Raw genomic sequence first — 26,990 nt, 5'->3', positions numbered from 1 at the left:
CGGGTGGGAAAGCGATCAGTGGGCGAGGCCGGCCTGCGGGGCCTCGTCGGTGACCGGGGCGGCCGAGGTCTGTTCGATCAGAGCGGCCAGCTTCTTGCGGTCGACCTTGCCGTTGCCGTTGGTGGGCAGGGCGTCGAGGCGGACGCAGCGCCGCGGGATCTTGAAGGGCTCGATGTGGTCGCGCATGGCCTCGCGCACCTCGTCCGCGGTGATGTCGGCGACCACCGCCAGGAGCGCGCCCCGCTTGCCCTCGGGCGGCAGTACGGCGGCCGAGGTCACCCCGTCGACGCGGGTCGCGGCGGCTTCCACCTCGGTGGCGCTGAGCCGGAATCCCCGCTCCTTGTACAGGTCGTCCCGGCGGCCGGAGAAGTAGAGGTAGCCCTCCTTGTCCAGCCAGCCGTAGTCGCCGGTGCGCAGCTCGGGGAAGAGTCCCTGAACGCGGGGGAAACGCTCGGCGGTCAGCTCGGGGCGTTTCCAGTAGCCCGCCATGACGTTCGGGCCGCGCACGACGAACTGGCCGATCTGTCCGGGCGGCAGCCGGTTCCCGTCGTCGTCGATGACGAAGACCTCGGTGCCCGGCAGCGGCAGTCCGCAGGATCCCGGGTGGTCGAGGTCCCCGTCCGGCGGCATGATCGCCGTGCGCTTGCACTCCGTGAGGCCGTACATGACCTGGATCCTCAGCTGGGGCAGTGCGGCGCGCAGCGCGGACATGGTGGCTTCGGACAGGGCCGCTCCGGTGTTGGTCAGCAGCCGCAGCCGGCTCGGGCCCGCGCTGCTGCGGCGGAGCAGCCAGGCGAGCCGGTCGGCGATGGAGGGCACGGCGGGCAGCACGGTCGCCCCGGCGTCCTCCAGGCTGCGCAGCAGCGGGGGACCGACCTCGGCGACGGTGCCCAGGTGCAGTCGGGCGCCGCTCAGTGCCGCGAGGTAGACCTGGTAGAGGCCGTAGTCGAAGGAGAGCGGCAGCGGGCAGTACACGACGTCGTCGCTGCGGTACTGCAGGCACTCCTGGATCGCAAAGACGGCGAAGAGCACCTGCTGGTGGGTGCTGACCACGGCCTTGGGCAGCGAGGTGGTGCCCGAGGTGTAGATCAGGCTGACCGGGTCCACGGTCAAGGCGCTTTCGCCACTGGGGCTGAGCGAGACGTCGGTGCCCGCGTCGAGCGCGGTGCGGAGCAGCTCGTCGAGCCCGAGGTAGCGCACGTCGTGCTCGGCGGCGGTGCGTCCCGCATCGGGATCGTCGGAGACCAGCAGCGTGGGCTCGCAGTCCCGCAGCACGTGTTCCAAGGGCCCGCCGCGTACCTGTTCGTGCAGCACGCTGAAGACGGCGCCCAGGCGGGAGGCCGCGTAGAGCAGCACGGCGATGCCGATCCCGTCGGCTGCGGTGACAACGATCCGGTCGCCGCGCCGCAGTCCTTCGCGTTGCAAAAGCGCGGCCATCCTGGTACTCGCGGCGTTGAGTTCCGCGTAGGTCAGGCTGCGGCTGTGCGAACTCAGCGCGGCGGATCGGGGGCTGCGGTCGGCGGCCGCATCCAGCAGTTCGTGCAGCAGCTGCGGTGTACGGGCCATCAGGTCTCCTCGGCAACGGGGTTCAGGTCGGTCGCCGTGTCCGTCCTGCGGTAGGGGACGACCGTGGTGGCGGTGGCGGAGCAGACGAGCTGGGGGGCGTCGAGTACTGCGGCGGCGCTCTGTGCTGCTCCTGGCCGGGCGCTGAGGACTTTGTGCGCCTCGAGTTCGACCACCCGGCGCAGCCTGGTGCGGCGTACCAGTCGTGCGCGTGCCTCGATGTAGTCGCCCGGCTTCACGGGTGCGGCGAAGCGGACATCGCTGTACTGGGCCAGCAGCCCCTCGTCGCCGTCCGTGCGGATGGTGATCTCGGTGACCAGATCGCCGAAGAGTCGCAGGATGCGGGCGCCGTCCACCAGATCACCCCCGTAGTGGGCCTCCTCCTGGCCGACTCGTACGCGGAGGAAGGCGGTGATCTCCGGGGTCTGTGCACCGCCGGCACTGTGCTCGGCGGGGGCTGTCGTGTGGGTGCTGGGCGGCGACACGGCGTCAGGCTCCTTCGGTTCTGTGGCTGCTGTGCGTCCGTTTTCGGCTGCCGCACCGCCGGCGCCGGGGATGCCGATGGCGACTGCGGCTACGACGCTCTGTTTGTGGCTGATGGACACGGAGACGGCGGGCGGCGCCAATCGGGCGGCTCTCCCGCGGAAGCGGACGACGGGGGCGCCCTGCGGTGTGGGCTCCACGCATATCTCCCGCGGTGCCACGCCCTGGAGGAAGCCCCTGCCCAAGACCTTGAGGACGGCCTCCTTGGCGGCGAAGCGGCCCGCGAGGAACTCCAGGCGCCGATGACCCGTGAGGGTCTCGGCGTGGACCAGTTCCTCCGGGGCGAAACTGAAGCGCAGGAACCAGGGCCGCTCGACCAGGCGGCCGAGTTCCGAGCAGTCGAGGACATCCACCCCGACCCGGGCGGCCGGGCTTGCCACGGCGGTCATCCGGACGCTGCGCGGAAGTCGACGAGGTGCTGCTTGGCCAGCAGATCCTCTGTGGTGTCGCGTTCCCGGATCAGATGGGCCCGCCCGCGGTGCACCATCACCTCGGCCGGGAAGCCGTGACTGAGGAACAGTCCGGGTGAGGCGGTGGGCCCGTAGGCCCCGGAGCGCTCCACGGCCAGCAGATCCCCCGGCCGCACCTCCGGCAGCCGCACCTTCCTGGCGATGACGTCGTTGGGTGTGCACAGCGGCCCGGTCACGCTGTAGGGCCGCAGGTCTCCAGCCTCCCGGCTCCCCACGTGGCGGATCGGGAAGTTGCGCTTGACGAAGCTTCCGACACCGACGGCGGCCATGTGGTGGTTGGTGCCGCCGTCGGCGACCACGAAGCTCTCCCCCATGGAGTTCTTCACATAGCGGGCCCGGATGAGGTAGATGCCGGCCATGGCCGTCAGGAACCGGCCCAGCTCCATGATCATCCGGCAGCGCGGGTTGCGTGCGGAGAAGGAGGAGACGACGTCCGCCAGTCCGGTTCCCAGCGCGGCGAGATCCAGGTCCTCCTCGTTGTCGAAGTAGGCGACGCCGAGTCCGCCGCCGAAGTCCACGGTCTCCAGGGGGAAGCCGAGCCGTCCGGCCAGATCCTCCGCGGTGGCGAGGATCTGCCGGGTGTTGTGGACGACGTCTTCATGGTTCAGGAACCGTGTCCCCATGTAGGCGTGCACCCCCTTCACCCGGATGTGGCGCAGGGCTGCGAGCCGGTGCTTGGAGTCACGCAGTTCGGCCTCGTCGATACCGAACTGCCGGGGCTTGCCCCCCATGGCCAGTCCTGACCCCTTGCTGCCGAAGGCAGGGTTTATGCGCAAGAGCACCGGGAACTCGTCACGGCCGGCGGTTTCCAGCAGCGAGTCCAGCAGGTCGAGTTCGTCCAGCGATTCGCAGACGATCGCGTGGATTCCGGCGTCGATGCAGGCGGTGAGCTCTCGTTCGTCCTTGCCGGGGCCGAGGAAGAGGATGTCCTGGGGCGCGACCCCGGCTCGCAGCGTGGTGACCAGTTCGGCATACGAGGAAACCTCGGCGCCGGCACCGAACGAGTTCAGCAGGGCGCAGACACTGACGTTCGGGTTGGCTTTGAGGGAGTAGAACACATCGACACTGGCGGGGAGCACACCGCGCAGCTTGCGATACGTGTCTTCCAGGATGTCCGCGTCGTAGACGAACAGCGGGGTGCCGAACTCGTCGGCGAGCGCCGCCATCGTATTGCCCTGAATGTGGTCGGAGGTAGCCATACAATCACTGCCATCCGCCGTCATCGAGCCGGCGGCTTACGGTCCGCTCCTTCGCGAGTGAGCTGCCTGAGGTGGATGTCCGCTCTTTCATCGCTCGCCTCTCTCACTGGTTCGTTCTCCAGCAATCACGATTCTGCGAGCTCTCGCACGGCAAAGGAAGAAGTGACGGGTGGACAGAATGGGTCCTGACCTATTCAGGCCCCCGGCCGGACTGGGTATCCGCCCCACCGGTCGGCGGGGTTCGCGATATTCCCCGTGCACACTGAATCAAACTTATGAAAAAGGGGCCGGTTTCGCGCGCAAGGACATCCACACGAAAGGCATGGCCGCACTCGGCCTGGCACCTCGGCCGCCCGGGCAGCACGTCTGGACGCGCCGCCGAGAAGATCGCAGAAGATCGCTGAGGGCGGCGCGTCGTCATCCTGCTCGCCGGCAGGGACACCCTGGTACGGATGATCAGATCAGGGTGAGAGAGCTCAGTCCGTCTCGTAGCGCATGAGCGGCGCTTCAGCGCGTCGCAGGCCCCACTCAGCCAGCTGAGGGCATGCGGCGGCCGCGCGCACCCAGATCTGCTCCGCGGTCGACTCGGCCTCGTTCAACGACGCGACGCGCAGGAAGAGACCGATGACAGGGTGAGGCCGTGACTGGCGATGCACGCTGACGTGTTCCAGGACGTCCGGTGCGGTGGCTTCCAGCATCTGCCTGATCTCAGCAGGCAGGGGTACATCGCCTGGAGGGGAGACAGCGAGATGGACGAGATACATGAGGCAACTGTCCTCTTCGGATCGTCAGCCCTTCCACTACTTGTCGACCAGTGACCACACGGACCGTCGTCATGGCCGGATGAGCCCCCTCGCGACCGCGTGAACACCCGCCTGGAAGCGGCTGCGCGCGCCGAGGTGGTCCATGAGTTTCGTGGCGATGCGGCGTGCCGTGCGAGCCGACACACCCAACCGCGCCGCGACGGATTCGTCGGTGTGCCCTTGGGACAACAGCCGCAGGACTTCCGTCTGCTGCGGACTGAGCCGCTGTGTGTCCGCGGGTGACGCGGTCGCGCCCATCGGCCGGGCGGACTGCCAGACACAATCGAACAGGGCGTACAGCGAGGAGACGACCCCTGGCGTCTGCAGAACCACTGCCCCGGCAGCCGTGTCGTCGCAGTCAGCGGCGACGACGGCGATCCTCCGGTCGCAGATGATCATGCGGTTGGGTAAGGCGGGGACGGTCCGTATCCGCGCGCCCAGCGCGGCCAGCCACTCCGCGTGCGCCACCGTGGCGGGGTCGTTGCGGGCGCTGTCCAGGTAGACGGTGCGCATCCGCACGCCGCGCTCGAGCAGGTTCTCCGCGAGCGGCCGCGAGCTGCGCACGTTGGCCGCCGTCTGGGCCCCGCCCGGAGCGAAGGTCAGCAGTTCGTCCTCGACGCTGTCGTACAGAGTCGCCAGGTAGTCGCGGACGCAGTCGACCCCGTTCAGGCGAAGTAACTCTTCCCTGTCCCGGCTGAACTCCGATTTGAGACGCACAGCGGCAGCCTGAGCCTCTTGTACGCGTTTTTGCTGCTCGGCGAGTTCGGCTCGCTGCCGGGCCAGCAGAATGTCTGCCGCCAGGTGCGGGTCAACCGCGTGGAAATTGCGGGGATCTTCGGAGGAACTCCGTATCAGGGCCAGTTCGCTGAGGGTGTCGAGCGCTGTCAGAACCGCCTGCTCAGTCAGCTGGAGGCGGCGCATCAGATCGGCCACACCGTCCTGCGGGTGCGCCAGCATCTCGCGGTAGACCACCTCGGCCGTGGCGTCCATTCCCAGAACATCGAACATGTGATTCCCCCTTTGAGCAGCGTGCGGCAGCGAGACCATGGAGCACAAAAGCCTCGATACTACGAAATCACGATGACCAGCGATCGGACAGCACGGTCAGTCGACACGGCTCGACTTCTTGCGCTTGTTGGCGAGGAAGCGTGCCTTTTTCTCACGATTCCCACACGTGTTCATGTCGCACCATTTGCGGGTGTGGCCGCGGCTGGTGTCGACGAAAGCGGCTCGGCACGTCGGAGATGCACACAACGAGATCTTTCCTTCTCGTTCTCCCGAAAGGAGGCTGATCGCGTCGGCGGCGATCACGCTGAGCGCGTCCTCCACGGCAGCAGAACCCAGCCGCCACTCCCGCTTTCCCTCGGGTGTCAGGACCGCCGAGGCCAGACCGTGAGTACTGCAGTCATTGATGACTCGGACTGCCGAAGAGGGAAGCGGGTCCTGTTTCGCGACGGCGGTGGCAGCCGCGTGAATGGACTCCCGCAGCTCCCGGGCGCGGTCGAGCTGGGACTGGCTGCAGGAGTCGACGTCGAGTCCGTGGATGGCCAGCCAGTCCGCGAGCCGGGACGGCACGGGAATACGCTCCAGCGCCTCGCCGTAACGTTCCGACAGGGTCCCCGTGAAGCTGGTCGCAAGCACCTTGCCCAGACGGAACTCGGGAAAAGACACCACCGCCATGGAACCACCTTAGCCGGTTGACTCCCAGTAGCGCAAGCATACGCGAACCACCGCATATCGTTCCATGCGACTCGGGGGGACCGCGCACCCTCACCCCCCAAGGTCAACTTCGGGTGCCCGGGCGTCAGTTGAAGAAACCCGGCGCGGACGCCGGCTTCGCCGGCCCGGCCCCCGAGCCGCCCACCACGGGCCTGAACAGGCCAGGACCGCTTCAGGCCACCCGTCACGCCTTCCTCCGCCGCGTGGCGGCTCGTAGGGTCGTGATCGCCGGAGCATGGGCCGGTGAAAGGGACGAGCGATGGAAGACCAGGGACCATGAAGATTTTTGTCGACAGGGTCAAGTGCCAGAACCATGGACAGTGCGCGATCTCGGCCCCGACCAACTTCGAGCTCGACGCCAATGGGGAGCTTCAGTACCAGGAAGCGTTCGATGAAGAGAACATCAGCGATATCGAGGACGCTGTCGACTCCTGCCCCCTGCAAGCGATCTACCTGAAGCCGTGATGCCGCCGGTGGCTGAGGGGCGGCCGCTGATCGGCATAGTCGGCTCCGGTATAGCCGGACTGCGGGCGGCCAAAGCGATACTCACCTGCAACGCCGACGCCAGAATCGTGGTCTTCGGAGACGAGACCCACCGCACCTACAACCGGCCAGGTCTGACGAAGAAGCGGTATCCCCTCTCGGATGCCCTCGACATGACGATCGCCGACGATGTGAAGGTCGGCGGAGCCGAGAACGACGCCCTGACCTGGCGCCTGGGCACCAGAGTCGAGAGTGCGGACCTGCGTGACAGGGTGCTGCACCTGAGCACTGGTGAAGACTTCCAGTACGACGGCCTGGTGATCGCTGCGGGGGTACGCCCGCGTACCTCGGTCGGGGGCGACGGGGCGTGCGGGCTTCACACGCATCGGACCCTGCGTGGTCTGGGCGATGCGCGCTACATCCACCATCGGCTCCAAGCGAGCGAGAAGGTCACGATAGTAGGCGCCGGATTCGTCGCTTGTGAGGTTGCTTCGCTGGCCAGAGAGTACGGCTGCGAAGTCCTCATGCTGGAACCGCTGCGACGCGGGCCCTTCGAGAGCATCCTCGGTGAGCCTGTTTCGCTCGCGCTGGGCCGCTGGCTCGTTCAGCACGGCATCACGCTGCTGACGGGCGATTCCGCACGGGAACTGCTGTGTGATGCGAAACCGTCGCATCCGGAGCCCTTGTCCGACCGGTCCGACCGGCCTCTTCTCATCGAGGCGATCGGAAGTGTTCCCAATGTGGAATGGCTGGAGGGAAACGGCCTGGATCTGTCCGACGGGGTGCGTGTCGACGAGTACATGCGTGTGTCACCGTGGGCGAACGTGTGCGCGGCCGGGGACATTGCTCGTTACCCTGACCCGTGGGCGGCCGGCGACTTCACGCGCATGGAATTCTGGAAGAACGCCATCGACACCGGCGCCCTTGCGGGCAGGTCTCTGGCGTCGTCCTTGGGCCACGGTTCGGTGACCTCCCGGATCGGATACTTCCCCAGCATGTCCACGGAAGTACTCGGGCTGCGCATCCAGATCTCCGGCAACCCGAGGAAGTCGGATGCGATGGAGATCGTCTGCGGAGATCTGGATCAGCCGGACCAGGGCGTGCTCGTCGCGTACCTCCGGGACGGCACCATGGTCGGGGCTGCCTATATGGACAAAGGCGCTCGGTTCAACAGTGCCTATATCAAACTCGTGAAGTCGTTGCGGGAACGCTGAAGAACCTCACCCACCGCACTGCTGCAGCATCATCTGCTTGTCGGGGGCCGTCACCGGCAGCTCGTACTTGAGGGCGACCTGGGCGAAGCGGACCGCGTACGCGCAGCGGATCAGCTTGTTCGGCGGGAGCCAGGCGGCGGGCCCGGAGTCCCCTTTGGCCGAGTTGGCCCGGCCCTCGACCGGGATGAGGTTCAGGGTGTCGTTCGCCAGTTGTTCGCGCTTCTTCTCCGGCCAGCGCGAGGCGCCCATCTGCCAGCTGTAGGAGAGCGGAACGACATGGTCGATCTGGACCTCGGTGGCCTTCTGCTTGCGCCACTCGATGGTGGTGCCGGTGTACGGGTCCCGCAGGGTCATCGCGATGACCACACAGTTCGAACCGGCCCGGAAGCGCACCTCCTGTCCGTCGCGCTGCAGGAGGTCGTTGCGGGTGTCACAACCGTTCCTCGCCAGCGGCACTCCGTCGGCCGTGTCCATCCACGCGTAGCCGAACTCGTCCCGGTCGTAACCCGTCTTCGGCCCGCGTCCCTTCGTGGCCACCCGGTCGATGATCTCGCGGGCCGTGGCCTGGTCGGCCCCGGTCGTCACCGGTGCCAGGCCGGGCTTCGTGCCGTCCGGGTTCTTCAGGGGGCTGACGGCGTGTCCGTCCGGCGCGGCCGGGCCGGATCCGGCGGGAGTACCGCTGTCTTCGAGACCCTCGCACCCGGCGGCGAGCGTCAGGACGGCGAGTGCGGCCACGGCGGTGCGGACGGATCGTGCAGCCCGGCCGTGCCTGGCGCGCTTCCCGCCCGGCACAGCGAACCCCTCCCGCGGGCCTGTGGAGTCCGGCAGTCGGCCGGTGCACCCGGCCTCGGCGGACCCCCTCGCGACGGCCAGGGCCGCCTCGTCCTCCAGACGCGTCACGGTGTGACCCTCCCCTTGCTCGCCTGCTGCCGCCCCGCACGGGCGGAGCCGTGCCCACGGTAGCGGGCACGCACGGTTGTTCAGACTGTGCCTGTACCCGGCGTCGGCGCCGGAACGCGCCGGGCCGGGGCCGACGTCTCGTCCCCGCGCCACGGCTGCCCCACGCTGCCGCACCCGGATCAGCCGCCAGGCGCTTGACCTTGACGCCGGTGTCAGGGTTCGACGATTCCCCCATGCAGACCGTGTCCCGCATGCAGACCGCCAACAGCCCCCGCACCGTCGTCGTCACCGGCGCCGGAACCGGCATCGGCCGTGCCACCGCCCACGCGTTCGCCGCCGAGGGCGCACACGTGGTGGCCGTCGGCCGCCGCCCGGAGCCGCTCGCGGAGACCGCCGCGTACGACCCGTCCCGCATCACCCCCCTCACAGCCGACATCACGGCGGAGGACGGCCCCGCCACCGTCGTCCGTACGGCCCTCGACCGGTACGGCCGCCTCGACGTCCTCGTCAACAACGCCGCCGTCGTCACCCCGCAGTCCCTGCGCACCTACACCCGCCCCGCCGCCGAGACCCAGCTCGCGACGAACCTCATCGCCCCCGTCCTGCTCACCCAGGCCGCGCTCCCGGCCCTGGAGGACAGTCGCGGTGTGATCGTGAACGTGTCGACGTCCGTCGGGCAGCGCGGCTGGCCCGGCAACTCCCTGTACGCGGCGGGAAAGGCGGCGCTGGAAGTGCTGACGCGCGGGTGGGCGGTGGAGCTGGCCCCGCTCGGCATCCGGGTCGCCGCGGTGGCGCCCGGCGCGATCGACACGCCCATCGGCGACCACGCCGGCTACACCCCCGAACAGCGCGCGGCGATCCGCGCCTGGCAGCTGGAGCACACTCCGCTGGGCCGGGTGGGCCAGCCGCAGGAGGTCGCCTGGGCCATCACCCAACTGGCCTGTCCGCAGGCGGCGTTCATCACCGGAGTGGTGCTCCCGGTGGACGGCGGCGCGGTCGTCGCATGAGACTGGCCCGCATGGAACAGTCCCGCACGGCACCGGCCCGCACGGAGCAGCCCCGCAGGGCACAACGGCCCCTCCGGATCGGCGAGCTGGCCGAAGCCACCGGCACGTCACCGCGCGCCCTGCGCCACTACGAGCAGGCGGGACTGATCACCTCCGAGCGCGCGGCGAACGGCTACCGCCTGTACGACCCCCAGGCCGTCGTCCGCGTCCGCAACATCCGCCGTCTCGTGGACGCGGGGCTCACCCTGGACGACGTACGGGTGTTCCTGCCGTGCCTGGACGGGGACGTCACCGCCGCCCCGCCGACCGGCCGGACCCTTCAGGTGGCGCTGCGGCGCCTGGCGGTGATGGACGAGCGGATCGCGGCCCAGGTCGCGGTCCGCGACCGGCTGGCGGCCGCCCTGCGCGAGGCCACCGGCGGACGCGTCCGGCCGGTGGCCTGACGGCCGGGCCTACGAGCCCAGGACCGACGTGAGGAACTCCCCGACCCACGCCAGCAGTTCGCGCCCGACGACCGGCTTCCCGCCGACCTTCGCGGTCTTCGGGCGCGGCACCAGCACCTGGTGCGCGGCCGGCTTGATGACGGTGCCCGGGTAGAGCCGCTTGACCCGCAGTTCCTGCGACTCGCGCAGGCCCACCGGCGCGAAGCGGATGGTGGTGCCCTGCAGCACGATCTCGCCGACCCCGCACGCGCGTGCCAGCATCCGCAGGCCCGCCACCAGCAGCAGGTTCTCCACCGGCTCGGACAACTTGCCGTAGCGGTCGACGAGTTCCTCGCGTACGGCCTTGATGTCCTCCTCCGAGTTGGCCGAGGCGATGGCGCGGTACGCCTGGAGCCGCAGCCGCTCGCCGGGCGCGTACTCGTGCGGGACGTGCGCGTCGACCGGCAGCTCGATCTTGACCTCGAGCGGCTCCTCCTCCTGGACCTCGCCGGTCTCCAGCTGACGCCGGTAGTCGGCGACGGCCTCGCCGACCATCCGCACGTACAGGTCGAAACCGACGCCGGCGATGTGGCCGGACTGCTCGCCGCCGAGGAGGTTTCCGGCTCCGCGGATCTCCAGGTCCTTCATGGCGACGTACATGCCCGCGCCCATCTCGGTGTGCTGGGCGATGGTCGCGAGCCGCTCGTGCGCGGTCTCGGTCAGCGGCTTCTCCGGCGGGTACAGGAAGTAGGCGTAGCCGCGCTCGCGGCCCCGGCCGACCCGGCCGCGCAGCTGGTGCAGCTGGGACAGGCCGAAGGTGTCGCCGCGCTCCACGATCAGCGTGTTGGCGTTGGAGATGTCGATGCCGGACTCGACGATCGTGGTGGAGACCAGCACGTCGAACTTCTTCTCCCAGAAGTCGACGACGACCTGTTCCAGCGCCGCCTCCGACATCTGGCCGTGGGCGGTGGCGATGCGCGCCTCGGGGACGATGTCGCGCAGCCGGGCCGCCGCGCGGTCGATGGACTCGACCCGGTTGTGGATGTAGAAGACCTGGCCCTCGCGCAGCAGTTCGCGGCGGATGGCCGCGCCGATCTGCTTCTCGTCGTACGGCCCGACGAAGGTCAGCACCGGGTGGCGCTCCTCCGGCGGGGTGGTGATCGTCGACATCTCGCGGATGCCGGTGACCGCCATCTCCAGCGTGCGCGGGATGGGGGTGGCGGACATGGTCAGCACGTCCACGTTGGCGCGGAGCTTCTTCAGCTGCTCCTTGTGCTCGACGCCGAAGCGCTGCTCCTCGTCGACGATGACCAGGCCCAGGTCCTTGAACTTGGTCTCGGACGAGAACAGCCGGTGGGTGCCGATGACGACGTCCACCGAACCGTCCCTGAGGCCCTCCAGGACCGCCTTGGCCTCGGAGTCCGTCTGGAAGCGGGACAGCGCCCTGACGTTCACCGGGAACTGCGCGTACCGCTCGCTGAACGTGCCGAAGTGCTGCTGCACCAGCAGGGTGGTGGGGACGAGGACGGCGACCTGCTTGCCGTCCTGGACGGCCTTGAAGGCGGCCCGCACCGCGATCTCGGTCTTGCCGTAGCCGACGTCGCCGCAGATCAGGCGGTCCATGGGGACCGACTTCTCCATGTCCTCCTTGACCTCGGCGATGGTGGTGAGCTGGTCGGGCGTCTCCGCGTACGGGAAGGCGTCCTCCAGCTCGCGCTGCCAGGGCGTGTCGGGCGCGAAGGCGTGGCCGGGGGCCGCCATGCGCGCGCTGTACAGCTTGATCAGGTCGGCGGCGATCTCCTTGACGGCCTTCTTCGCGCGCGCCTTGGTCTTCGTCCAGTCGGCGCCGCCCAGCCGGTGCAGGGTCGGGGCCTCGCCGCCGACGTACTTGGTGATCTGCTCCAGCTGGTCGGTGGGGATGTACAGCCGGTCGCCGGGCTGGCCGCGCTTGGCGGGCGCGTACTCCACCACCAGGTACTCGCGGGTGGCCCCCTGCACGGTGCGCTGCACCATCTCGATGTAGCGGCCCACGCCGTGCTGTTCGTGGACGATGTAGTCGCCCGCTTCCAGGGTGAGCGGGTCGATGGTCTTGCGGCGGCGGGCCGGCATCCGGGTGCCGTCGCGGCCCGCGGCCTTCTGGCCGGACAGGTCGGTCTCGGTGAGCACGGCGAGCTTGAGCGCCGGGTCGACGAAGCCGTGCTCGATCGAGCCGCAGGCGACGTGCACCACGGACGGGGAGATCTCGCCGAGGTCGGTGTCGAGGCGCGCCGCGATGCCCTCGCCGCCCAGGACCTCGACCGTGCGGGCGGCCGGGCCGTGGCCCTCGGTGACGAACACCGTGCGCCAGCCGTCGGCGAGCCAGCCCTTGGTGTCGGCGAGCGCCCGGGCGGTGTCGCCGCGGTAGGTCTCCGGGGCGTGCATGCCGAGCTTGAGGGTGTCGGCCTCGAGCTCCTCGTCGGCGGCGAACGGCGACACCGACCACCACATCATGTCGCGCTCGCGGGCCCGGTCCCGCACGTCCGCGATGGACCACAGGGAGGCCGCGCCGACGTCGATGGGTGCCTCGCCGCCGCCGGCGGTGGCGGCCCAGGACGCCTGGAGGAACTCCTGGCTGGTGGCCACCAGGTCGGCGGCCCGGGTGCGCACCCGCTCCGGGTCGCACACCACGGCCATGGAGCCCTTGGGCAGCACGTCCAGCAGCAGCTCCATGTCGTCGACCAGGACCGGCGCGAGGGACTCCATGCCCTCCACCGCGATGCCCTCGGCGATCTTGCCGAGCAGTTCGCCGAGCTCGGGGTGTTCCTCGGCGAGGGCACGCGCGCGTGCGCGGACGTCGTCGGTGAGCAGCAGCTCCCGGCACGGCGGCGCCCACAGGCCGTGCTCGGCGACTTCCAGGGAGCGCTGGTCGGCGACCTTGAAGTAGCGGATCTCCTCGACCTCGTCGCCCCAGAACTCGATGCGCAGGGGGTGTTCCTCGGTGGGCGGGAACACATCGAGGATGCCGCCGCGCACGGCGAACTCGCCGCGCTTCTCCACCAGCTCCACGCGCGCGTACGCCGCGGCCGCGAGGGCGTCGACGATTTCCTCCAGGTCGGCGCTCTGGCCGGTCTTGAGGGACACCGGTTCCAGGTCGCCGAGGCCCTTGACCTGCGGCTGGAGCACGGAGCGTACGGGCGCGACGACGACGGAGACCGGGCCGGTGTCGGGGTCGTCGGCGCTGGGGTGGGCCAGGCGCCGCAGGACGGCCAGGCGCCGTCCGACGGTGTCGCTGCGGGGGCTGAGCCGCTCGTGCGGGAGCGTCTCCCACGACGGGTACTCCACCACCCCTTCCGGCGGCAGCAGGGAGCGCAGGGCGGCGGCCAGGTCCTCCGCCTCGCGTCCCGTCGCCGTCACCGCCAGCACGGGGCGGCCGGCCTCGCGGGCCAGGGCGGCGACGGCGAAGGGGCGGGCCGCGGGCGGGCCGACCAGGTCGACGTGCATGCGGTTGCCGTCGGCGGCCGCCTTGACCGCTTCGGTGAGGGCGGTGTCCTTGACTACGGCGTCGAGCAGACCGTGCAGGCTCATTCGGGAGTGCTTCCGTCCGGGGGGTGGGCAACACGACGGGCCCGACGCGTGCTGCGGGCCGGGGGTCTCCAGCGTACGACGCTGCCCGGGTTCGGCGGCGGGGCTGTGGATGACGTCCGGTGCCCGGTGCCCGTGCCGCTGGGGCCAGGGGGCTCGCGCACGCGCGCGGCGCCGGGGGCCTCCCAGGGCTCCCCGGCGCCGCACTGGTCCGTGCGCGGTGGTCACTCGGTGGCGATCGCGTTCAGGACGTTCATGCGGCCGGCCCGGAACGCCGGGATCAGGGCGGCGAACAGGCCCACGAACGCCGAGCCGACGAAGACGCCGATGATCGTCGGCCAGGGGATCTCCAGGACGTTCAGGCCTTCCAGGGCGAGCAGCCGCTGGGCGGTCGCGCCCCAGCCCATCCCGAGACCGAGGCCCAGCAGGGCGCCGAAGAGGGCGATGACCACGGACTCCATGCGGATCATGCGGCGCAGCTGGCGGCGCGAGAGGCCGATGGCCCGCATCAGGCCGATCTCCCTGGTGCGCTCCACCACCGACAGGGCCAGGGTGTTCACCACGCCCAGCACAGCGACGATGATCGCCAGGGCCAGCAGGCCGTAGACCATGTTGAGCAGCTGGCCGACCTGGTCCTTCAGCTCCTCCTTGTAGTCGGTCTGGTCGCGGACCTGGTACTGCGGGTAGGGCTCCATCGCCTTCTTCAGCGCCGCGTACGCCTGCTCCGCCCGGCCCTCCTCGGCCTCGGCGAACATGATCGTGCTGGGCGGTATCAGTCCGGCCGGGACGTACTTCTCCATGGTGGCGGTGCTGATGTAGCGCGCGCCCTGGTCGAAGGCGGAGTCGTCGTCCGTGATGGCCGCGACCTTCAGCCTGGCCGTCTTGCCGCCCTTGAAGGCGACGGTGAGGGTGTCCCCGACGTGCACGCCGTGCGCCTTGGCGTAGTCGGAGCCGACCGACATGGCGTCGGTGCGGTAGGCGTCGGTGAGGCTGCCGGCCGTGGTGGCGCGGCGCAGGTCCTCGGCGTAGGTGGGGTCGGCGGCCGTGACGCCGGTGGCGTCGCTGCGGCCGTCGGGCGAGGTCAGGGTGGCCTCCAGCTCCCGGTAGCGGGTGACGTGGGCCAGGCCCTCGCTGTGCTGCATGGCCTTCTCGGCCTGCGGCACGATCCGCTGGTTGCCCTGGACGATGAAGTCGGCGCCGACCGACCTGTCCAGCTCGCTGGTGGCCGAGGCGACCATGGAGGAGCCGACCACGGACAGGCAGGCCACCAGGGCCAGGCCGATCATCAGGGCCGCGCCGGTGGCGCCGGTGCGGCGCGGGTTGCGCAGGGCGTTGCGCTCGGCCAGGCGCCCGACGGGGCCGAAGGCCCGCAGCAGCACCGCGCTGATCACCCGGACCACCCCGCCGGCCAGCAGCGGGCCGATGACGACCATCCCGATCAGGGACAGCACCACGCCGGCGCCCAGCGTCAGCGCGCCGTCGCTCGCCTTGTCGGCGGTGGCCGCCAGGGACAGGGCGGCGACGCCCGCGCCGGTGAGGACCAGGCCGGTCACGCCCCGCACCCAGCCGGCCCGGCCGTCGGCCGGGGTGCCGGCGTCGCGCAGCGCGGCCATCGGGGAGACCTTGCCGGCGCGGCGGGCCGGCAGGTACGCGGCGAGCACCGTGACCACGATGCCCAGCAGCAGACCGGCCACCGGGGTGCTGATCCGCACGGTCAGGTCGTCGGTGGACAGGTTCATGCCCGACATGGACATCAGCTTCATCAGGCCGATCGCGACGCCGACGCCCGCGCCGACCCCGAGGACCGATCCGACGACGCCGAGCAGCAGCGCCTCCACCAGCACCGAGCGGTTGACCTGCCGGCGGGAGGAGCCGATGGCCCGCATCAGGCCGATCTCGCGGGTGCGCTGGGCGACCAGCATCGAGAACGTGTTGATGATGAGGAAGACGCCGACCAGGAACGCGATCCCGGCGAAGCCGAGCATGGCGTACTTGATGACGTTCATGAACTCGCCGACGTCCTTGCGGTTCTCGTCGGCGTTCTCCTTCTGCGTCTGGATCTTGTACGTGCCGTCCAGCGCGCGGGAGACGTTCTGCTTGAGCCGCTCGTCGCTGACCCCGGCGGCGGCGGTGACGTTGATCTGCGTGTAGCGGCCGGTGGCGCCGAGCAGGTGGCGCTGCGCGGTCGGGGTGTCGAAGAAGACGATCGCGGCACCGGGGTTGGTCACCTTGAAGGTGGCGATGCCGACGATGCGGGCGGTGAAGTCACCGGCGACGGAGATGGTGCGCAGTTCGTCGCCGAGCTTCAGGTCGTGCTTGTCGGCGGTGTCGGCGTCGACCATCATCTCGGTCGGCCCGCGCGGGGCGTGCCCGGAGGTGATGTCCATCGACCGCAGGTCGTTCTTCGTCCAGTTGCCGGCGATGGTGGGGGCGCCGTTGCTGGAGCCCATGTTCTTGTTGTCGCGGTCGACGACGGTCACGTTCATCGAACTGACCGCGCCCTCGGCGGACTTGACGCCGTCCGCCTTCGTCACCTGCTGCAGGGCGGCGGCGGGCAGCGACGCGGGCTTGCCGTTCTGCGGGGTGTCGTCGCTCCTGGCGTCCTTCGGGGCGACCGTCACATCGGACGCGGTCGCCGCGAAGAGCTTGTCGAACGTCGTGTTCATCGTGTCGGTGAACACCAGCGTGCCGCACACGAACGCCACCGACAGCAGCACCGCCACCGCCGACAGGGCCATGCGTCCCTTGTGCGCGAAGAAGTTGCGCAGCGAGGTCTTCACGACGGTCATGACGTGCGCCCCCGGGCGTCGAAGTCCTTCATGCGGTCCAGGACCTGCTCGGCGGTCGGCTGGTGCATCTCGTCGACGATGCGGCCGTCGGCCAGGTACAGCACCCGGTCCGCGTAGCTGGCGGCCACCGGGTCGTGGGTGACCATCACGATGGTCTGCCCCAGCTCGTCCACGGACCGGCGCAGGAAGCCCAGCACCTCGGCGCCCGCGCGCGAGTCGAGGTTTCCGGTCGGCTCGTCACCGAAGATGATCTCGGGCCGGGCCGCCAGCGCCCGGGCCACGGCCACCCGCTGCTGCTGCCCGCCGGACAGCTGGGTCGGCCGGTGCTTGAGCCGCCCGGCGAGCCCCACGGTCTCCACCACCCGTGCCAGCCACTCCCGGTCGGGCTTGCGGCCGGCTATGTCCATGGGCAGGGTGATGTTCTCGAGCGCGTTGAGCGTCGGCAGCAGGTTGAACGCCTGGAAGATGAACCCGATGCGGTCCCGGCGCAACTGCGTGAGCTTCTTGTCCTTCAGCCCGGTGATCTCGGTTTCGTCCAGGTAGATCTGCCCGGACGTCACGGTGTCGAGCCCGGCCAGGCAGTGCATCAGGGTGGACTTGCCGGACCCCGAGGGGCCCATGATGGCGGTGAACTGGCCACGGGCGATGTCCACGTCGACGTGGTCGAGGGCGACGACGCGGGTCTCCCCGGAGCCGTACGCCTTCACGACCTGGCGGGCCCGCGCGGCAACGGCCGTACGCCGTCCAGTACCCCCGTGCCTGGGAATGGTCACAGCCGATGTCACGGTATGTCTCCTATGTCGGTCAGTAAACGAAAAGGCGGTGCGGCGGTCTCGCTGTGCGGTGGGACGGACGCGTTCGGTCCGACGTGCCTCAGTCTCGCGGTGGAAGGGGGCCGGGCGCGCTGGTGTTCAGCGCACTCTTTTCCTGAGGAAAACCCCACCCCCGTCCCTGCGGTTCACCGCCCCCCAGCGGCGTAAGGCCAGGTTAGGGACCGGTCTGCCGCCGCCTCGTCCTCCGCCGGTACGAACCCTCCCCAAGACGTAGTACGGAGGTACCCCTAGGGGCAGTCCACCCGAGGGTGGAGACCGGCTCAGGGTTCACTGCGCCCACCGGCCCACTCAGGCTCCACCCTCCCGCGGCGTCATGGTCAAGTGGCAGGCTGTCCGACGGCAGACAGGTGCAAGGGACACGCAGAAACGAGGGAGAGGATTCCGGGTGGGCAGCACCAGACCCGCGACGCGCGGCACCGCACAGCCGCCCGCCACCGGCCGGCGCGGCGCCGTCGTCGCCGCCCTGATGCTGGCGATGGCGCTGGCGGCGCTCGACTCCACCATCGTCTCCACCGCCGTCCCCCAGATCGTCGGCGACCTGGGCGGCTTTTCAGTCTTCTCCTGGCTGTTCTCCGGCTACCTGCTGGCCGTCACCGTCGCCCTCCCGGTCTACGGCAAGCTGTCCGACACCTTCGGCCGCAAACCGGTCCTGGTGGCGGGCGCCGCGGTGTTCCTGCTGGGCTCGCTGCTGTGCGCGCTGGCCTGGAACATGGCCGCGCTCATCGCCTTCCGCGTCGTGCAGGGGCTGGGCGGCGGCGCCCTCCAGGGCACGGTGCAGACCCTCGCCGCCGATCTGTACCCGCTGGAGGACCGGCCCAGGATCCAGGCCAAGCTGTCCACGGTGTGGGCCGTGTCGGCGGTCGCCGGCCCCGGCCTGGGCGGTGTGCTGGCGGCGTACGCCGACTGGCGCTGGATCTTCCTGGTCAACCTGCCGATCGGCGCGGTGGCCTTGTGGCTGATCGTCCGTCATCTGCGGGAGCCGGAGCGGGAGCCGGCCGCACGCGCGCGTGTGGACTGGCCGGGCGCGCTGGCGGTGTTCGCCTGCGGGGGCGTGCTGCTGACGGCGCTGGTGCAGGGCGGGGTGGCCTGGCCGTGGCTGTCCGGTCCCTCCCTGCTGCTGTTCGGTACGGGACTGGTGCTGCTGGCCGTCGTGGTGGTCGTGGAGCGCCGGGCGGCGGAGCCGATCATGCCCGGGTGGGTGTGGCGGCGCCGGACCATCGCCGCGGTCAACCTCGCCCTGGGCGCGCTGGGCGTGCTGATGGTGGCGCCGACCGTGTTCCTGCCCACCTACGCGCAGTCGGTGCTGGGTCTGGCCCCCGTCGCGGCCGGATTCGTGCTGTCCGTATGGACGTTGAGCTGGCCGGTGTCGGCGGCGTTCAGCCAGCACGTGTACCGGCGGATCGGCTTCCGCAACACCGCCGTACTGGGCATCGGCGCGGCGACGCTGATCCTGCTGGCGTTCCCGTTCCTGCCGTATCCGGGGCGGGCGTGGCAGCCGGCGCTGCTGATGCTGCTGCTCGGTGCCGCTCTCGGCCTGTTCCAGCTGCCGCTGATCGTCGGCGTCCAGTCGACGGTCGGCTGGTCGGAACGCGGCACGGCCACCGCCTCCGTCCTCTTCTGCCGCCAGACCGGCCAGACGGTCGGCGCGGCGGTCTTCGGCGCCGTCGCCAACGGGGTGCTGGCGGCGCGGCTGGGCGGGGCCGGTGACCTGGAGTCGGTGACCCGCGCCCTGGACGCGGGCACCGCGCCCGAGCAGACCCGACGGGCGATCGCGGACGCGGTGCACGCCGTCTATCTGGGCGCCTCCTGCGCGGCGGCGGTGGCGTTCCTGGTGCTGCTGTTCCTCGCCCCGCGCAGGTTTCCGGTGCTCAAGGGGTGACGGGCCCGGGGACGTCAGGGCAGCCGGACCGACACCTCGGGGTGCGCGGGTGAGGGGCCGTCGAACAGCGGCTGGGGGGCCTTCTTCAGGTGCAGGTCGAAGAAGGCGGCGACGTACGCGCGCGTGAGGGCCGCCGCACGCTCGAAGGGCAGCGGTGCGGTGTCGGGGATGCCGAGCAGGCCGGTGAGCAGCGGCGCGTCGGTGAAGGAGCCGTGGTCGGCTCCGGTGACCGTCAGCCAGCGCTTCCAGCCGTCGAGGTCGGCCCAGGTCCAGTCCCAGGAGGCGTCGGTGAGCCGGTCCTTCGCCCCGAACATCAGGAAGGGGCGGCCGTCCAGGCCGCTGCCCGGGACGGGGGCGAAGAAGGTGCCGTCCATGTTCACGCCGGCCCGCACGCGCGCGTCGGCGGCCATGGTCGCGGCGGTGGCGTTGCCGCCGATGGAGTGCCCGGCCATGCCGATCCGCTCCGGGTCGATCACGCGCGCGTGCCGCCACGCCGGGTGACGGCCCGTCAGTTCGTCCAGTACGAAGGAGAGGTCCTTCGCCCGGCTGCGGGCGACGGCCTGGGGTCCGCCCTCGGGAAACCCGTCGCACAGGGCGCACGGCAGGGTCTGCCCGTCGGGCAGCGTCGTCCCGGTGTTCTCGTACGGGTGGTCGACCAGCGCGACGACATAGCCCCGGCTGGCCAGGTCCTCGGCGAGGCCGGTGAGGGTGGCGCGCGGGAGGGTGAACCCGGGCGAGAGCACGACCAGCGGGAACCGGCCGCGTACCGGCCGCGCCCCGGAGCGCGCCCAGGTACGGACAGCGCTGAGCGTCTCGGGCGGGGCCGTGGCGTCCGGAACCCTCACCTCCAGCAGCAGGCGGGCCTCTTCGGTGGTCATGTAGGGGGCCCGCGGCCCGCCCGTGCCGGGCCGGGCGGGGTAGTACAGGGACAGCATCAACTGGCGCGGCCCGGCGGCCGGCACCCAGGGGTCCGGGCGGCCGGTGTCGACGAGGCGCAGCGTGTCGCGGCCGACCGCGTGCGGGCCGGTCGGGCGGGGCAGCCGGGCGGGGGCGGGCGAGGCGGGCGTGTTGGACGCGGGTGCATCCGACACCCTCACGGCCGACGCGCCCGTGCCCGACACCCTCGCGGCCGACGCGCCCGTATCCGACACCGCCCTCGCGGGCGACGCGGTCACGGCCGATGCAGTCGTCGACGTGACACCCGGGCGCAGCGGTGCGGCGGACGCGGCGGGGCTCGCGGCCAGCGCCGGTAACGGAAGGGCGAGGCCGAGCGCGACGACGGCCGCGGCCCAGCGGGAACGGGAAGGTGTGTTCATGTCCATGCCGTGACGCTAGGCGGCGGCCTGGACGGCCGTCATCGCCGCGCGGTCGGACGGCGGGTAGTCCCGTGGGCCGATGAGCCTGGTCCCGTGGTACCACCGACCGGCCGCCGCTCCCCGACAAAGGAGGAGACGACCGGCAGGGCGGTCCCTATCGTGAGGCCCATGGTGAAGCTGGAGCGGCTGAGTGCCGACCACGCCGAGGCGTTGCTGGCGTTCGAGCGGGAGAACCGGGCGTACTTCGCACGGTCGGTCCCGGACCGGGGGGACGCGTACTTCACCGCGCCGGGCTTCGCCGAACGCCTTGCCTCCCTCCTGGCCGAACAGCAGGCGGGCGTCTGCCACTTCCACGTGGTCCTGGACGAGGAGGGCAACCTGGTCGGCCGCGTCAACCTGATCGACGTCGCGGACGGCTGCGCCGAACTCGGTTACCGCGTGGGCGAGCGCGCGGCCGGCCGGGGCGTGGCCACGGCTGCGGTCGCCCAGGTGTGCCGGCTGGCCGCGACCGACTACGGCCTGACGTCCCTCACGGCGGTCACCACCCTCGACAACACGGCGTCCATGACGGTCCTGGCCCGCAACGGCTTCATCCGTGTCGGGAACACGACCGTGGACGGCCGCCCCGGGGTCCGCCACCTCCTCCGCAGCCTCGCCACCACCGCCGGCGTCACCTCCCGCGCGTGAACCAGGCGCCCGACTCCGGCAGAAGCAGCAGGACGACAGCGGGCAACCCCAGGGCGAGGCGCAGCGCGGCGTCCAGGAACTCGCCGGGCGTCGCCGCCTCCCTCACCTGCCCGAGCGAGCTGACCAGGGCCAGGACCAGCAGGACCAGCGTGGCGGTGCGCACCCCGCCCCGTGCACTGCCGTCGTACGTCAGGGCGAGCAGGGCACTGCCCCAGACGCAGATCCACGCCCCCATCAGCAGGCCCAGCCCGTAGGACGTCGCCCCCTCCGACCGCGCGAGCACGACGACCAGGCCGGTGAACGCCAATATGTACAGGAGCACTTGAGCGGCCCGGACCTGCCGGGGCATCACGGCGGCTTCCTGGGCTTCGTTCGTCATCCGGGCTGCTCATTTCGTCGGTGGTCCCTGGCGTCGCGGAAACCGTCAGATCCTTCCACACCCCACGCACGCGTTCGAGGGATACCGAAGATTCCAAGTTGACACCCGGTAACGTCACAGCTCGGCGAAGCAAGCGCATACCGACCACTCAGTTTGCCGAAAGGGCGGCGCGTTTTCGGCCAGCCGAGTAGCGTGCGTGGCTCGCACCCCCCGCTCTCGCACCCCCCAACCTCCCTGCGGTCCGCCGCGCCGGACCCGAGCCGCGCAAGGAGCACGGGATGTCCCACGACCCGTTCCCGCACCACCCCCGCCCGCCCCACGACGCCTCACCGCCGTACCCGATCCACCCGACCTACCCCTGGCAGCCCCCGGCACCGCCGCCCGAGCCGGACACCCGGCGGGCACCGCGCCGGCCCGCGGTCGGGCACCACAGCGACCTGCGCCTGCTGCGCGGCGCCTACCGCCGGCAGCGGCGTACCGCCACCCTCACCGCGCTCGGCTACTTCGTGCTGTTCCTCGTCCTGTCGGCGGCCGGACCGTCGTTCATGACCAGCACCGTCACCGCCGGGCTGCCCACCGGCCTGCTGCTCGCCCTGGTGCAGGTGCCGGTCACCTGGCTGGCGGTCGCCCTGTACGAGCACACCGCCCGCCGCCGCCTCGACCCGATCGCCGAGCGGATCCGCCGGCAGGACGCCCTCAACGCCAGGCGGGAGGCCACCGGATGACCACCGAGTTCAGCGGCAACGCCCAGGCCATGTCCCTGGTCGGCTTCTGCGCCGTCGCCACCGTCACGCTGCTGCTGTGCGTGATGACCGGCCCGGACCGCGACGACCTCGACGAGTTCTACACCGGCTACGGCTCGCTGTCCGCGCTGCGCAACGGCCTGGCCATCGCCGGCGACTACATCTCCGCCGCGACCGTCCTCGGCACCACCGGCGTCATCGCGCTGTGCGGTTACGACGGGGTCGTGCTCGCACTCAGTACGGCTCTGTCGCTGATGCTGCTGATGTTCCTGCTGGCCGAACCCCTGCGCAACGCGGGCCGGTTCACCATGGGCGACGCGCTGACCCGGCGCATGCCCGGGCGCGCCGTCCGTATCGCCGCCTGCGCGGTGACCCTCGCCGCGCTGCTGCCGATGATGCTGGTGCAACTGGCCGGCACCGGGCAGCTGATGGCGTTCCTCCTCGGCTTCTCCGGCGAGTTCCTGCAGACCGGCTGCATCATCGGCGTCGGCGCGCTGATGATCAGCTACGCGGCGATCGGCGGTATGAAGGGCACCGCCCTCATCCAGATCCTGAAGATCGTGATGCTGCTCGGCTCCGGCGCCGTGGTCGCCGTGCTGATCCTCGCCCGGTTCGACTGGGACCCGGGCGCCCTGTTCACCGCGGCCGCCGGCAACAGCGGCGTCGGACCGGCCTTCCTCGCCTCCGGGCTCCAGTTCGCGGGCGGCCCCAGCCCCGGCCTGGACATGATCAGCTCACATCTGACGATCGTCCTGGGCGGCGCCTGCCTGCCGCACGTCACCATGCGCATGTACACCGCCTCCAGCGCCCGGCAGGTGCGCCGCTCGATGTCCTGGGCGGTGTCGTGCGTGGCGCTGTTCGTGCTCGTCATCACCGTCGTCGGCTTCGGCGCGACCGCGCTGGCCGGGCGGGCGGCGATCGCCCAGGCCGACCCGCGCGGCAACACCGCCTACCTGCTCGGGTCCCGGGCCGCGTTCGGCGCGCAGGTGTCCACCGCGGAGACCTTCCTGTTCACCACCGTGACGACGGCGCTCTTCCTCACCCTGCTCGCCTCCGTCGCCGGCATGATCCTCGCCTGCGCCAACTCCCTCGCCCACGACGTCCTCACCACCCGCGGACGGCAGACGCCGGCGCGCCGCGAGATGGCCCTGGCCCGCCTCTCGGCCCTCGCGGTCGGGGTCCCGGCCGTCCTGCTGGCCACCGTCGTCCAGCACCACAGCCTGCAACCCCTGGTGACCTTCTCCTTCTGCCTGGGCGCCTCGGCCATCGCCCCCGCCCTCGTCTACAGCCTCTTCTGGCGCCGCTACACCCGCGCCGGCCTGCTGTGCACCCTCATCGGCGGCTCCCTCGCCGTCCTGCTCCTGATGCCCGGCACCAACCTGGTCTCCGGCTCACCCGCCGCCGCCTTCCCCGACGCCGACGTCAACTGGTTCCCCTTCACCACCACCGGCCTGCTCTCCATCCCCTTCGGGTTCCTGTGCGGCTGGCTGGGCACGGTGGCCTCCGGCCGCACCGGGACGGAGGAACAGCGACGGCAGTACGAGGCGGTGGAGGCGTGGATCCTGGCGGGGGCGGTACGGAAGGAGAGGTGAGCAGCAGGACCGCGGCGCCCGTGGCCCCTGCGCGCGGCCGGGCCCGCCCCCGGCAACGCGAAGAGCCGGGCAGGTCCCGTCCTCAGGACCTGCCCGGCTCCCCGGAGCGTCAGCCGCCGTACCTCACAGCAGCCCGTCCCACATCTGCTCCAGCAGCACCGACCACCAGCTCTCCGGCGACCCCAGCGCCGCCGGGTCCAGCGCCGCCAGCTGCGCCTGGAAGTCGACGGTCCAGCGGCCGGCCTGCTCCTGGTTCAGCCCGAACCGCAGCCGCCACATCCGCCCCAGCAGCCCGAGGCAGCGCTGGAACTCCGGCAGGCCGGTGTTCACGAACTGCGGCGGTACGGGCGCCCCGCCCGGCCCCGCCTCCACCGGCACGGCGACGATGTGCGCGGTGCCGTACTGCACACAGATCGCCTTGCCGAAGTCGCTGCCCAGCACCAGGTACGAGCCCGCGTCCGAGGCCGGCTGCACCCCGCGCTCGGCCGCCAGCTCCGCCAGCGTCGGCACCGGCCGCCCCGGCTGGGCCTGCGCCCAGAAGAACGGGCCCATGTCCACCGGCAGACCCGCCACCACCAGCGCGTGCGCCACCACCGGGGGCACCCCCTGCCGGGACACCGCCTGCTGCTCGAACCGGAAGACGCCCGGCCCGAACGCCGCCGCCAGCTCCTGCGCGATGCCCTCCGGCGGAACCGGCGGCACGGGCTGCACCGGCGGCAGCGGCGCCCGGACCGGGGCCGGACGCGCCGGGCCGTCGGCGACCTGGTGCAACTCGCCCTGGTGGGCGAGGAGTTGCTGCATGCCCTGCTGCCGGCTCGCGTGGTCCGTGCCGTACGGCGCGATCGACGTGATGCGCGCCTGCGGCCACTGCTCCCGGATCATCCGCGCGCAGTAGGCACCCGGCAGCTGACACGACTCCAGCTCCGTGTGCAGCTCCAGCACGCGGTCCGGCGGCACGTTCATGGCCCGCAGCTCGTGGAAGATCTGCCACTCCGGGTGCGGCATGCCCGGCGCCGAACGCCGGATCAGCTGCTGCTCGGAGCCGTCCTGCGCGCGGTAGCGCAGCACGGCCTGGTAGCCGGGGCCGACGGTGGGCTGCCCGGGGGGCTGCTGCGGATAGCCGTACGCCGGCGGCGGCCCGGGCACGGGCTGACCCGGCACCGGCTGACCCGGCACCGGCTGACCCGGCACCGGCTGGCCCGGGACCGGCGGACCGGGGTGCGGCATCGCGCCGGGCGGCATCGGCTGCGCTCCGCCGGGCATCCCGGGGGCGCCGGGCGGCGGCGGAGGCGCACCAGGGGCGCCGACCGGGGGCCCGGCCAGCACGGTCTCCGCGTGGTGCACCGGCGCGGGGGTGCCTCCCGGCGTGCCCTGCGTACCGGGCCCCCCGGGGGCGCCGGGCGCACCGGGCGGCTTGGGCGCCCCGGGTGCCCCCGGAGGACCGGGCGGCTGCGGCGCGCCCGGCCGCCCCGGGTCCGAGAACATCGTGGCGGCGTGGTGGACACCGCCGGGCGGCGTACCCCCGGGGGTGTGCGGCGGGGCAGGGGGAGCCGGAGGCTGCTGGGCACCCGGCTGGGGGGCAGCACCGGGCGCGCCCGGAACCGGCCCCTCCGGCCCGAGCGCCGACACCATCTGCGTCGGCACGTAACCGCCCGCCGGACCACCCGCGGGGCCACCCGGCACACCGGGCGCCGACGGCGGCGGAGGCGTGGCCGGACCAGCGCCCCGCCCGCGACGCGGCGGCGGAGCCGCCTTGCTGGTCGCGGCATCGGCGATGTCCCCGGCGTGCGGCGCCAACGGCCGCTGCGCCCCGGCCCCGCCCGGCCCCTGCGGCACACCGGCAGGGGGCGTACCCGGCCCCTGCGGACAGCCGTACGACGGCACACCCTGGGGAGGTGTCCCCGGCGCACCCGGCGCAGGCGTGGGAGGAACACCCGGCGGAGGCGTCCCCGGCACACCCTGCGGCGGCGTACCCGGCGCACCCGGCTGAGACGCACCGGGCGCGCCCGGCGGCGGCGTACCCGGCACACCCGAGGGAGGCGTACCCGGCACACCCTGCGGAGGCGTACCCGGCACACCCGGCTGGGACGCACCCGGCGCACCCGGTGCCCCCGCCCCCTGCGCAGCGCCCCCGGCGGTGTCGCCGACAGCCGGGGCCACCGCCGTCGGCGGCAACTGGCTGCCGCCCGACATCAGCGCCGTCTTCGCGTCCGGCGTCACCGCCGGCGACGGCACCTCGTCCCCGGCCTCGCTCAGCGGCGGCGCGAACACGGTCTCGGGCAGCGGCACCGAACGGTCCTCGCCCCCATCGGCGTTGGTGTCCGTACCGGCCCACGGCGTCGCCCCCGCGGGCGCGCCCGGCGCACCGGAGTCACTCCCTCCGGCAGCGGGCCACGCCGCACCACTCGCAGGCGCGCCACTGGCAGCCGCACCACTTCCGGGCGCCCCCGCACCGGCGGCGGCCCCCTCACGCTCGTCCCCGTCCGAGGCCTCACCCCGCCGGTCGGGAATGCCCAGCTTGTCCGCCGCCTCCTGCAACCACTGCGGCGGAGTCAGCAGGAACGACGTCTGGTTCAGATCCACCCGCGCGGCAGGCGCCGGCGCGGGCTCGTCCACCGCGTCCGCACGGCCGTACTCCTCCTCGTACCGGCGGATCACCTCACCCACCGGCAGCGCCGGCCACAGCGTCGCCTCCCCGCTGTCCCGGGCGATCACCAGCCGCTGCTCGCCCCCGTCCGACCGCGGCCCGTCCGCACGGTCCTCCGCCCACACCACGAACCCGAGGTCGAACTCCCGCACCCGCACCTCACGGTGCTGGTACGCCGGCACGTCCCCGTTGATCCACTCCTCGGCGCGCTCCTGCGCCTGCGCGAACGTCACCATCGCCA

The 26,990-nt window shown here is 71.6% G+C and carries 22 protein-coding genes; 9 read left to right on the top strand and 13 right to left on the bottom strand.

Features of this window, described 5'->3' with window-relative positions; translation table 11 throughout:
- Positions 1-15 precede the first annotated feature (15 nt).
- The 6 genes from AB0K80_RS18125 to AB0K80_RS18100 form a co-directional block, all read right to left on the bottom strand.
- Positions 16-1,566 (bottom strand): class I adenylate-forming enzyme family protein, encoded by a 1,551-nt coding sequence (locus AB0K80_RS18125; RefSeq protein ID WP_365670656.1) that lies wholly within the window; start codon positions 1,564-1,566, stop codon positions 16-18.
- Positions 1,566-2,495: a holo-ACP synthase gene (locus AB0K80_RS18120; protein WP_365670654.1), complete on the bottom strand. Its 930-nt coding sequence runs from the start codon at positions 2,493-2,495 to the stop codon at positions 1,566-1,568. The genes AB0K80_RS18125 and AB0K80_RS18120 overlap by 1 nt, the downstream gene beginning before the upstream one ends.
- Complete coding sequence (locus AB0K80_RS18115) at positions 2,492-3,775, bottom strand: diaminopimelate decarboxylase (protein ID WP_365670652.1); 1,284 nt, start codon at positions 3,773-3,775, stop codon at positions 2,492-2,494. Before AB0K80_RS18115 ends, AB0K80_RS18120 begins: the two co-directional genes overlap by 4 nt.
- Before the next feature lie 476 nt (positions 3,776-4,251).
- Positions 4,252-4,539 (bottom strand): hypothetical protein, encoded by a 288-nt coding sequence (locus AB0K80_RS18110; protein ID WP_365670650.1) that lies wholly within the window; start codon positions 4,537-4,539, stop codon positions 4,252-4,254.
- A gap of 69 nt (positions 4,540-4,608) precedes the next feature.
- Positions 4,609-5,586 (bottom strand): LuxR C-terminal-related transcriptional regulator, encoded by a 978-nt coding sequence (locus tag AB0K80_RS18105; protein WP_365670648.1) that lies wholly within the window; start codon positions 5,584-5,586, stop codon positions 4,609-4,611.
- Positions 5,587-5,682: 96 nt separating this feature from the next.
- Positions 5,683-6,258, bottom strand: coding sequence for a CGNR zinc finger domain-containing protein (locus AB0K80_RS18100; RefSeq protein ID WP_365670646.1), 576 nt, complete (start codon positions 6,256-6,258; stop codon positions 5,683-5,685).
- Between the two features lie 315 nt (positions 6,259-6,573).
- Here AB0K80_RS18100 and AB0K80_RS18095 point away from each other — a divergent pair, with 315 nt between their 5' ends.
- Positions 6,574-6,762, top strand: coding sequence for a ferredoxin (locus AB0K80_RS18095; RefSeq protein ID WP_365670644.1), 189 nt, complete (start codon positions 6,574-6,576; stop codon positions 6,760-6,762).
- The gene (locus tag AB0K80_RS18090) at positions 6,762-7,994 is read left to right on the top strand and encodes an FAD/NAD(P)-binding oxidoreductase (RefSeq protein WP_365670841.1); all 1,233 of its coding nucleotides are present in this window, start codon (positions 6,762-6,764) and stop codon (positions 7,992-7,994) included. The genes AB0K80_RS18095 and AB0K80_RS18090 overlap by 1 nt, the downstream gene beginning before the upstream one ends.
- Before the next feature lie 6 nt (positions 7,995-8,000).
- Here the strand turns inward: AB0K80_RS18090 and AB0K80_RS18085 are convergent, their stop codons facing one another.
- Positions 8,001-8,711 carry an HNH endonuclease family protein gene (locus AB0K80_RS18085; RefSeq protein ID WP_365670839.1) on the bottom strand — a complete coding sequence of 237 codons (711 nt, stop codon included), beginning with the start codon at positions 8,709-8,711 and terminating at the stop codon, positions 8,001-8,003.
- A gap of 416 nt (positions 8,712-9,127) precedes the next feature.
- On the opposite strand from AB0K80_RS18085, the gene AB0K80_RS18080 reads away from it, so the two are divergent.
- Together AB0K80_RS18080 and AB0K80_RS18075 are read left to right on the top strand one after the other, a co-directional pair.
- Positions 9,128-9,901, top strand: coding sequence for an SDR family oxidoreductase (locus tag AB0K80_RS18080; protein WP_365670642.1), 774 nt, complete (start codon positions 9,128-9,130; stop codon positions 9,899-9,901).
- A gap of 11 nt (positions 9,902-9,912) precedes the next feature.
- Positions 9,913-10,344: a MerR family transcriptional regulator gene (locus AB0K80_RS18075; RefSeq protein WP_365670641.1), complete on the top strand. Its 432-nt coding sequence runs from the start codon at positions 9,913-9,915 to the stop codon at positions 10,342-10,344.
- A 9-nt stretch (positions 10,345-10,353) separates the two neighbouring features.
- On the opposite strand, the gene mfd is transcribed toward AB0K80_RS18075, so the two are convergent.
- The 3 genes from mfd to AB0K80_RS18060 all read right to left on the bottom strand — a co-directional run bounded on the left by mfd (position 10,354) and on the right by AB0K80_RS18060 (position 17,458).
- The gene (gene mfd / locus AB0K80_RS18070) at positions 10,354-13,887 is read right to left on the bottom strand and encodes a transcription-repair coupling factor (protein WP_365670639.1); all 3,534 of its coding nucleotides are present in this window, start codon (positions 13,885-13,887) and stop codon (positions 10,354-10,356) included.
- Between the two features lie 221 nt (positions 13,888-14,108).
- Positions 14,109-16,673, bottom strand: coding sequence for an FtsX-like permease family protein (locus tag AB0K80_RS18065; protein ID WP_365670637.1), 2,565 nt, complete (start codon positions 16,671-16,673; stop codon positions 14,109-14,111).
- Positions 16,670-17,458 carry an ABC transporter ATP-binding protein gene (locus tag AB0K80_RS18060; RefSeq protein ID WP_365670635.1) on the bottom strand — a complete coding sequence of 263 codons (789 nt, stop codon included), beginning with the start codon at positions 17,456-17,458 and terminating at the stop codon, positions 16,670-16,672. The genes AB0K80_RS18065 and AB0K80_RS18060 overlap by 4 nt, the downstream gene beginning before the upstream one ends.
- A 433-nt stretch (positions 17,459-17,891) precedes the next feature.
- Between AB0K80_RS18060 and AB0K80_RS18055 the strand changes: the two genes are divergently transcribed.
- Positions 17,892-19,385, top strand: a complete 1,494-nt coding sequence (locus AB0K80_RS18055; RefSeq protein WP_365670634.1) for an MFS transporter — start codon at positions 17,892-17,894, stop codon at positions 19,383-19,385.
- A 14-nt stretch (positions 19,386-19,399) separates the two neighbouring features.
- Here AB0K80_RS18055 and AB0K80_RS18050 read toward each other — a convergent pair whose 3' ends face one another.
- Complete coding sequence (locus tag AB0K80_RS18050; protein ID WP_365670632.1) at positions 19,400-20,476, bottom strand: alpha/beta hydrolase; 1,077 nt, start codon at positions 20,474-20,476, stop codon at positions 19,400-19,402.
- A 19-nt stretch (positions 20,477-20,495) separates the two neighbouring features.
- On the opposite strand from AB0K80_RS18050, the gene AB0K80_RS18045 reads away from it, so the two are divergent.
- Positions 20,496-20,714 (top strand): hypothetical protein, encoded by a 219-nt coding sequence (locus tag AB0K80_RS18045; RefSeq protein WP_365670630.1) that lies wholly within the window; start codon positions 20,496-20,498, stop codon positions 20,712-20,714.
- A 155-nt stretch (positions 20,715-20,869) separates the two neighbouring features.
- Complete coding sequence (locus AB0K80_RS18040) at positions 20,870-21,388, top strand: GNAT family N-acetyltransferase (RefSeq protein ID WP_365670628.1); 519 nt, start codon at positions 20,870-20,872, stop codon at positions 21,386-21,388.
- On the opposite strand, the gene AB0K80_RS18035 is transcribed toward AB0K80_RS18040, so the two are convergent.
- On the bottom strand, positions 21,372-21,767 hold the full coding sequence (locus AB0K80_RS18035) for a hypothetical protein (protein WP_365670626.1): 396 nt from the start codon (positions 21,765-21,767) through the stop codon (positions 21,372-21,374). The genes AB0K80_RS18040 and AB0K80_RS18035 overlap by 17 nt on opposite strands.
- Before the next feature lie 278 nt (positions 21,768-22,045).
- On the opposite strand from AB0K80_RS18035, the gene AB0K80_RS18030 reads away from it, so the two are divergent.
- Entirely contained in the window at positions 22,046-22,492 is a 447-nt protein-coding gene (locus AB0K80_RS18030; RefSeq protein ID WP_365670624.1) for a DUF485 domain-containing protein, read from the top strand.
- On the top strand, positions 22,489-24,102 hold the full coding sequence (locus tag AB0K80_RS18025) for a cation acetate symporter (RefSeq protein ID WP_365670622.1): 1,614 nt from the start codon (positions 22,489-22,491) through the stop codon (positions 24,100-24,102). Before AB0K80_RS18030 ends, AB0K80_RS18025 begins: the two co-directional genes overlap by 4 nt.
- Positions 24,103-24,225: 123 nt before the next feature.
- Here the strand turns inward: AB0K80_RS18025 and AB0K80_RS18020 are convergent, their stop codons facing one another.
- Positions 24,226-26,985, bottom strand: coding sequence for an SUKH-4 family immunity protein (locus tag AB0K80_RS18020; protein WP_365670621.1), 2,760 nt, complete (start codon positions 26,983-26,985; stop codon positions 24,226-24,228).
- Between the last annotated feature and the right edge of the window lie 5 nt (positions 26,986-26,990).

It is taken from the genome of Streptomyces sp. NPDC052682 (assembly GCF_040678435.1).
Taxonomy (GTDB): domain Bacteria; phylum Actinomycetota; class Actinomycetes; order Streptomycetales; family Streptomycetaceae; genus Streptomyces.
The sequence above is the reverse complement of the archived record's forward strand: the minus strand, read 5'-3'. Positions and strand labels throughout refer to the sequence as shown.

What these genes read in the sequence shown, in the direction of transcription:
- AB0K80_RS18125 (WP_365670656.1), bottom strand. Translation starts at nt 1,566, where the DNA reads ATGGCCCGTACACCGCAGCTGCTGCACGAACTGCTGGATGCGGCCGCC.
- AB0K80_RS18120 (WP_365670654.1), bottom strand. Translation starts at nt 2,495, where the DNA reads ATGACCGCCGTGGCAAGCCCGGCCGCCCGGGTCGGGGTGGATGTCCTC.
- AB0K80_RS18115 (WP_365670652.1), bottom strand. Translation starts at nt 3,775, where the DNA reads ATGGCTACCTCCGACCACATTCAGGGCAATACGATGGCGGCGCTCGCC.
- AB0K80_RS18110 (WP_365670650.1), bottom strand. Translation starts at nt 4,539, where the DNA reads ATGTATCTCGTCCATCTCGCTGTCTCCCCTCCAGGCGATGTACCCCTG.
- AB0K80_RS18105 (WP_365670648.1), bottom strand. Translation starts at nt 5,586, where the DNA reads ATGTTCGATGTTCTGGGAATGGACGCCACGGCCGAGGTGGTCTACCGC.
- AB0K80_RS18100 (WP_365670646.1), bottom strand. Translation starts at nt 6,258, where the DNA reads ATGGCGGTGGTGTCTTTTCCCGAGTTCCGTCTGGGCAAGGTGCTTGCG.
- AB0K80_RS18095 (WP_365670644.1), top strand. Translation starts at nt 6,574, where the DNA reads ATGAAGATTTTTGTCGACAGGGTCAAGTGCCAGAACCATGGACAGTGC.
- AB0K80_RS18090 (WP_365670841.1), top strand. Translation starts at nt 6,762, where the DNA reads ATGCCGCCGGTGGCTGAGGGGCGGCCGCTGATCGGCATAGTCGGCTCC.
- AB0K80_RS18080 (WP_365670642.1), top strand. Translation starts at nt 9,128, where the DNA reads ATGCAGACCGTGTCCCGCATGCAGACCGCCAACAGCCCCCGCACCGTC.
- AB0K80_RS18075 (WP_365670641.1), top strand. Translation starts at nt 9,913, where the DNA reads ATGGAACAGTCCCGCACGGCACCGGCCCGCACGGAGCAGCCCCGCAGG.
- mfd (WP_365670639.1), bottom strand. Translation starts at nt 13,887, where the DNA reads ATGAGCCTGCACGGTCTGCTCGACGCCGTAGTCAAGGACACCGCCCTC.
- AB0K80_RS18065 (WP_365670637.1), bottom strand. Translation starts at nt 16,673, where the DNA reads ATGACCGTCGTGAAGACCTCGCTGCGCAACTTCTTCGCGCACAAGGGA.
- AB0K80_RS18040 (WP_365670628.1), top strand. Translation starts at nt 20,870, where the DNA reads ATGGTGAAGCTGGAGCGGCTGAGTGCCGACCACGCCGAGGCGTTGCTG.
- AB0K80_RS18035 (WP_365670626.1), bottom strand. Translation starts at nt 21,767, where the DNA reads ATGACGAACGAAGCCCAGGAAGCCGCCGTGATGCCCCGGCAGGTCCGG.
- AB0K80_RS18030 (WP_365670624.1), top strand. Translation starts at nt 22,046, where the DNA reads ATGTCCCACGACCCGTTCCCGCACCACCCCCGCCCGCCCCACGACGCC.
- AB0K80_RS18025 (WP_365670622.1), top strand. Translation starts at nt 22,489, where the DNA reads ATGACCACCGAGTTCAGCGGCAACGCCCAGGCCATGTCCCTGGTCGGC.
- AB0K80_RS18020 (WP_365670621.1), bottom strand. Translation starts at nt 26,985, where the DNA reads ATGGTGACGTTCGCGCAGGCGCAGGAGCGCGCCGAGGAGTGGATCAAC.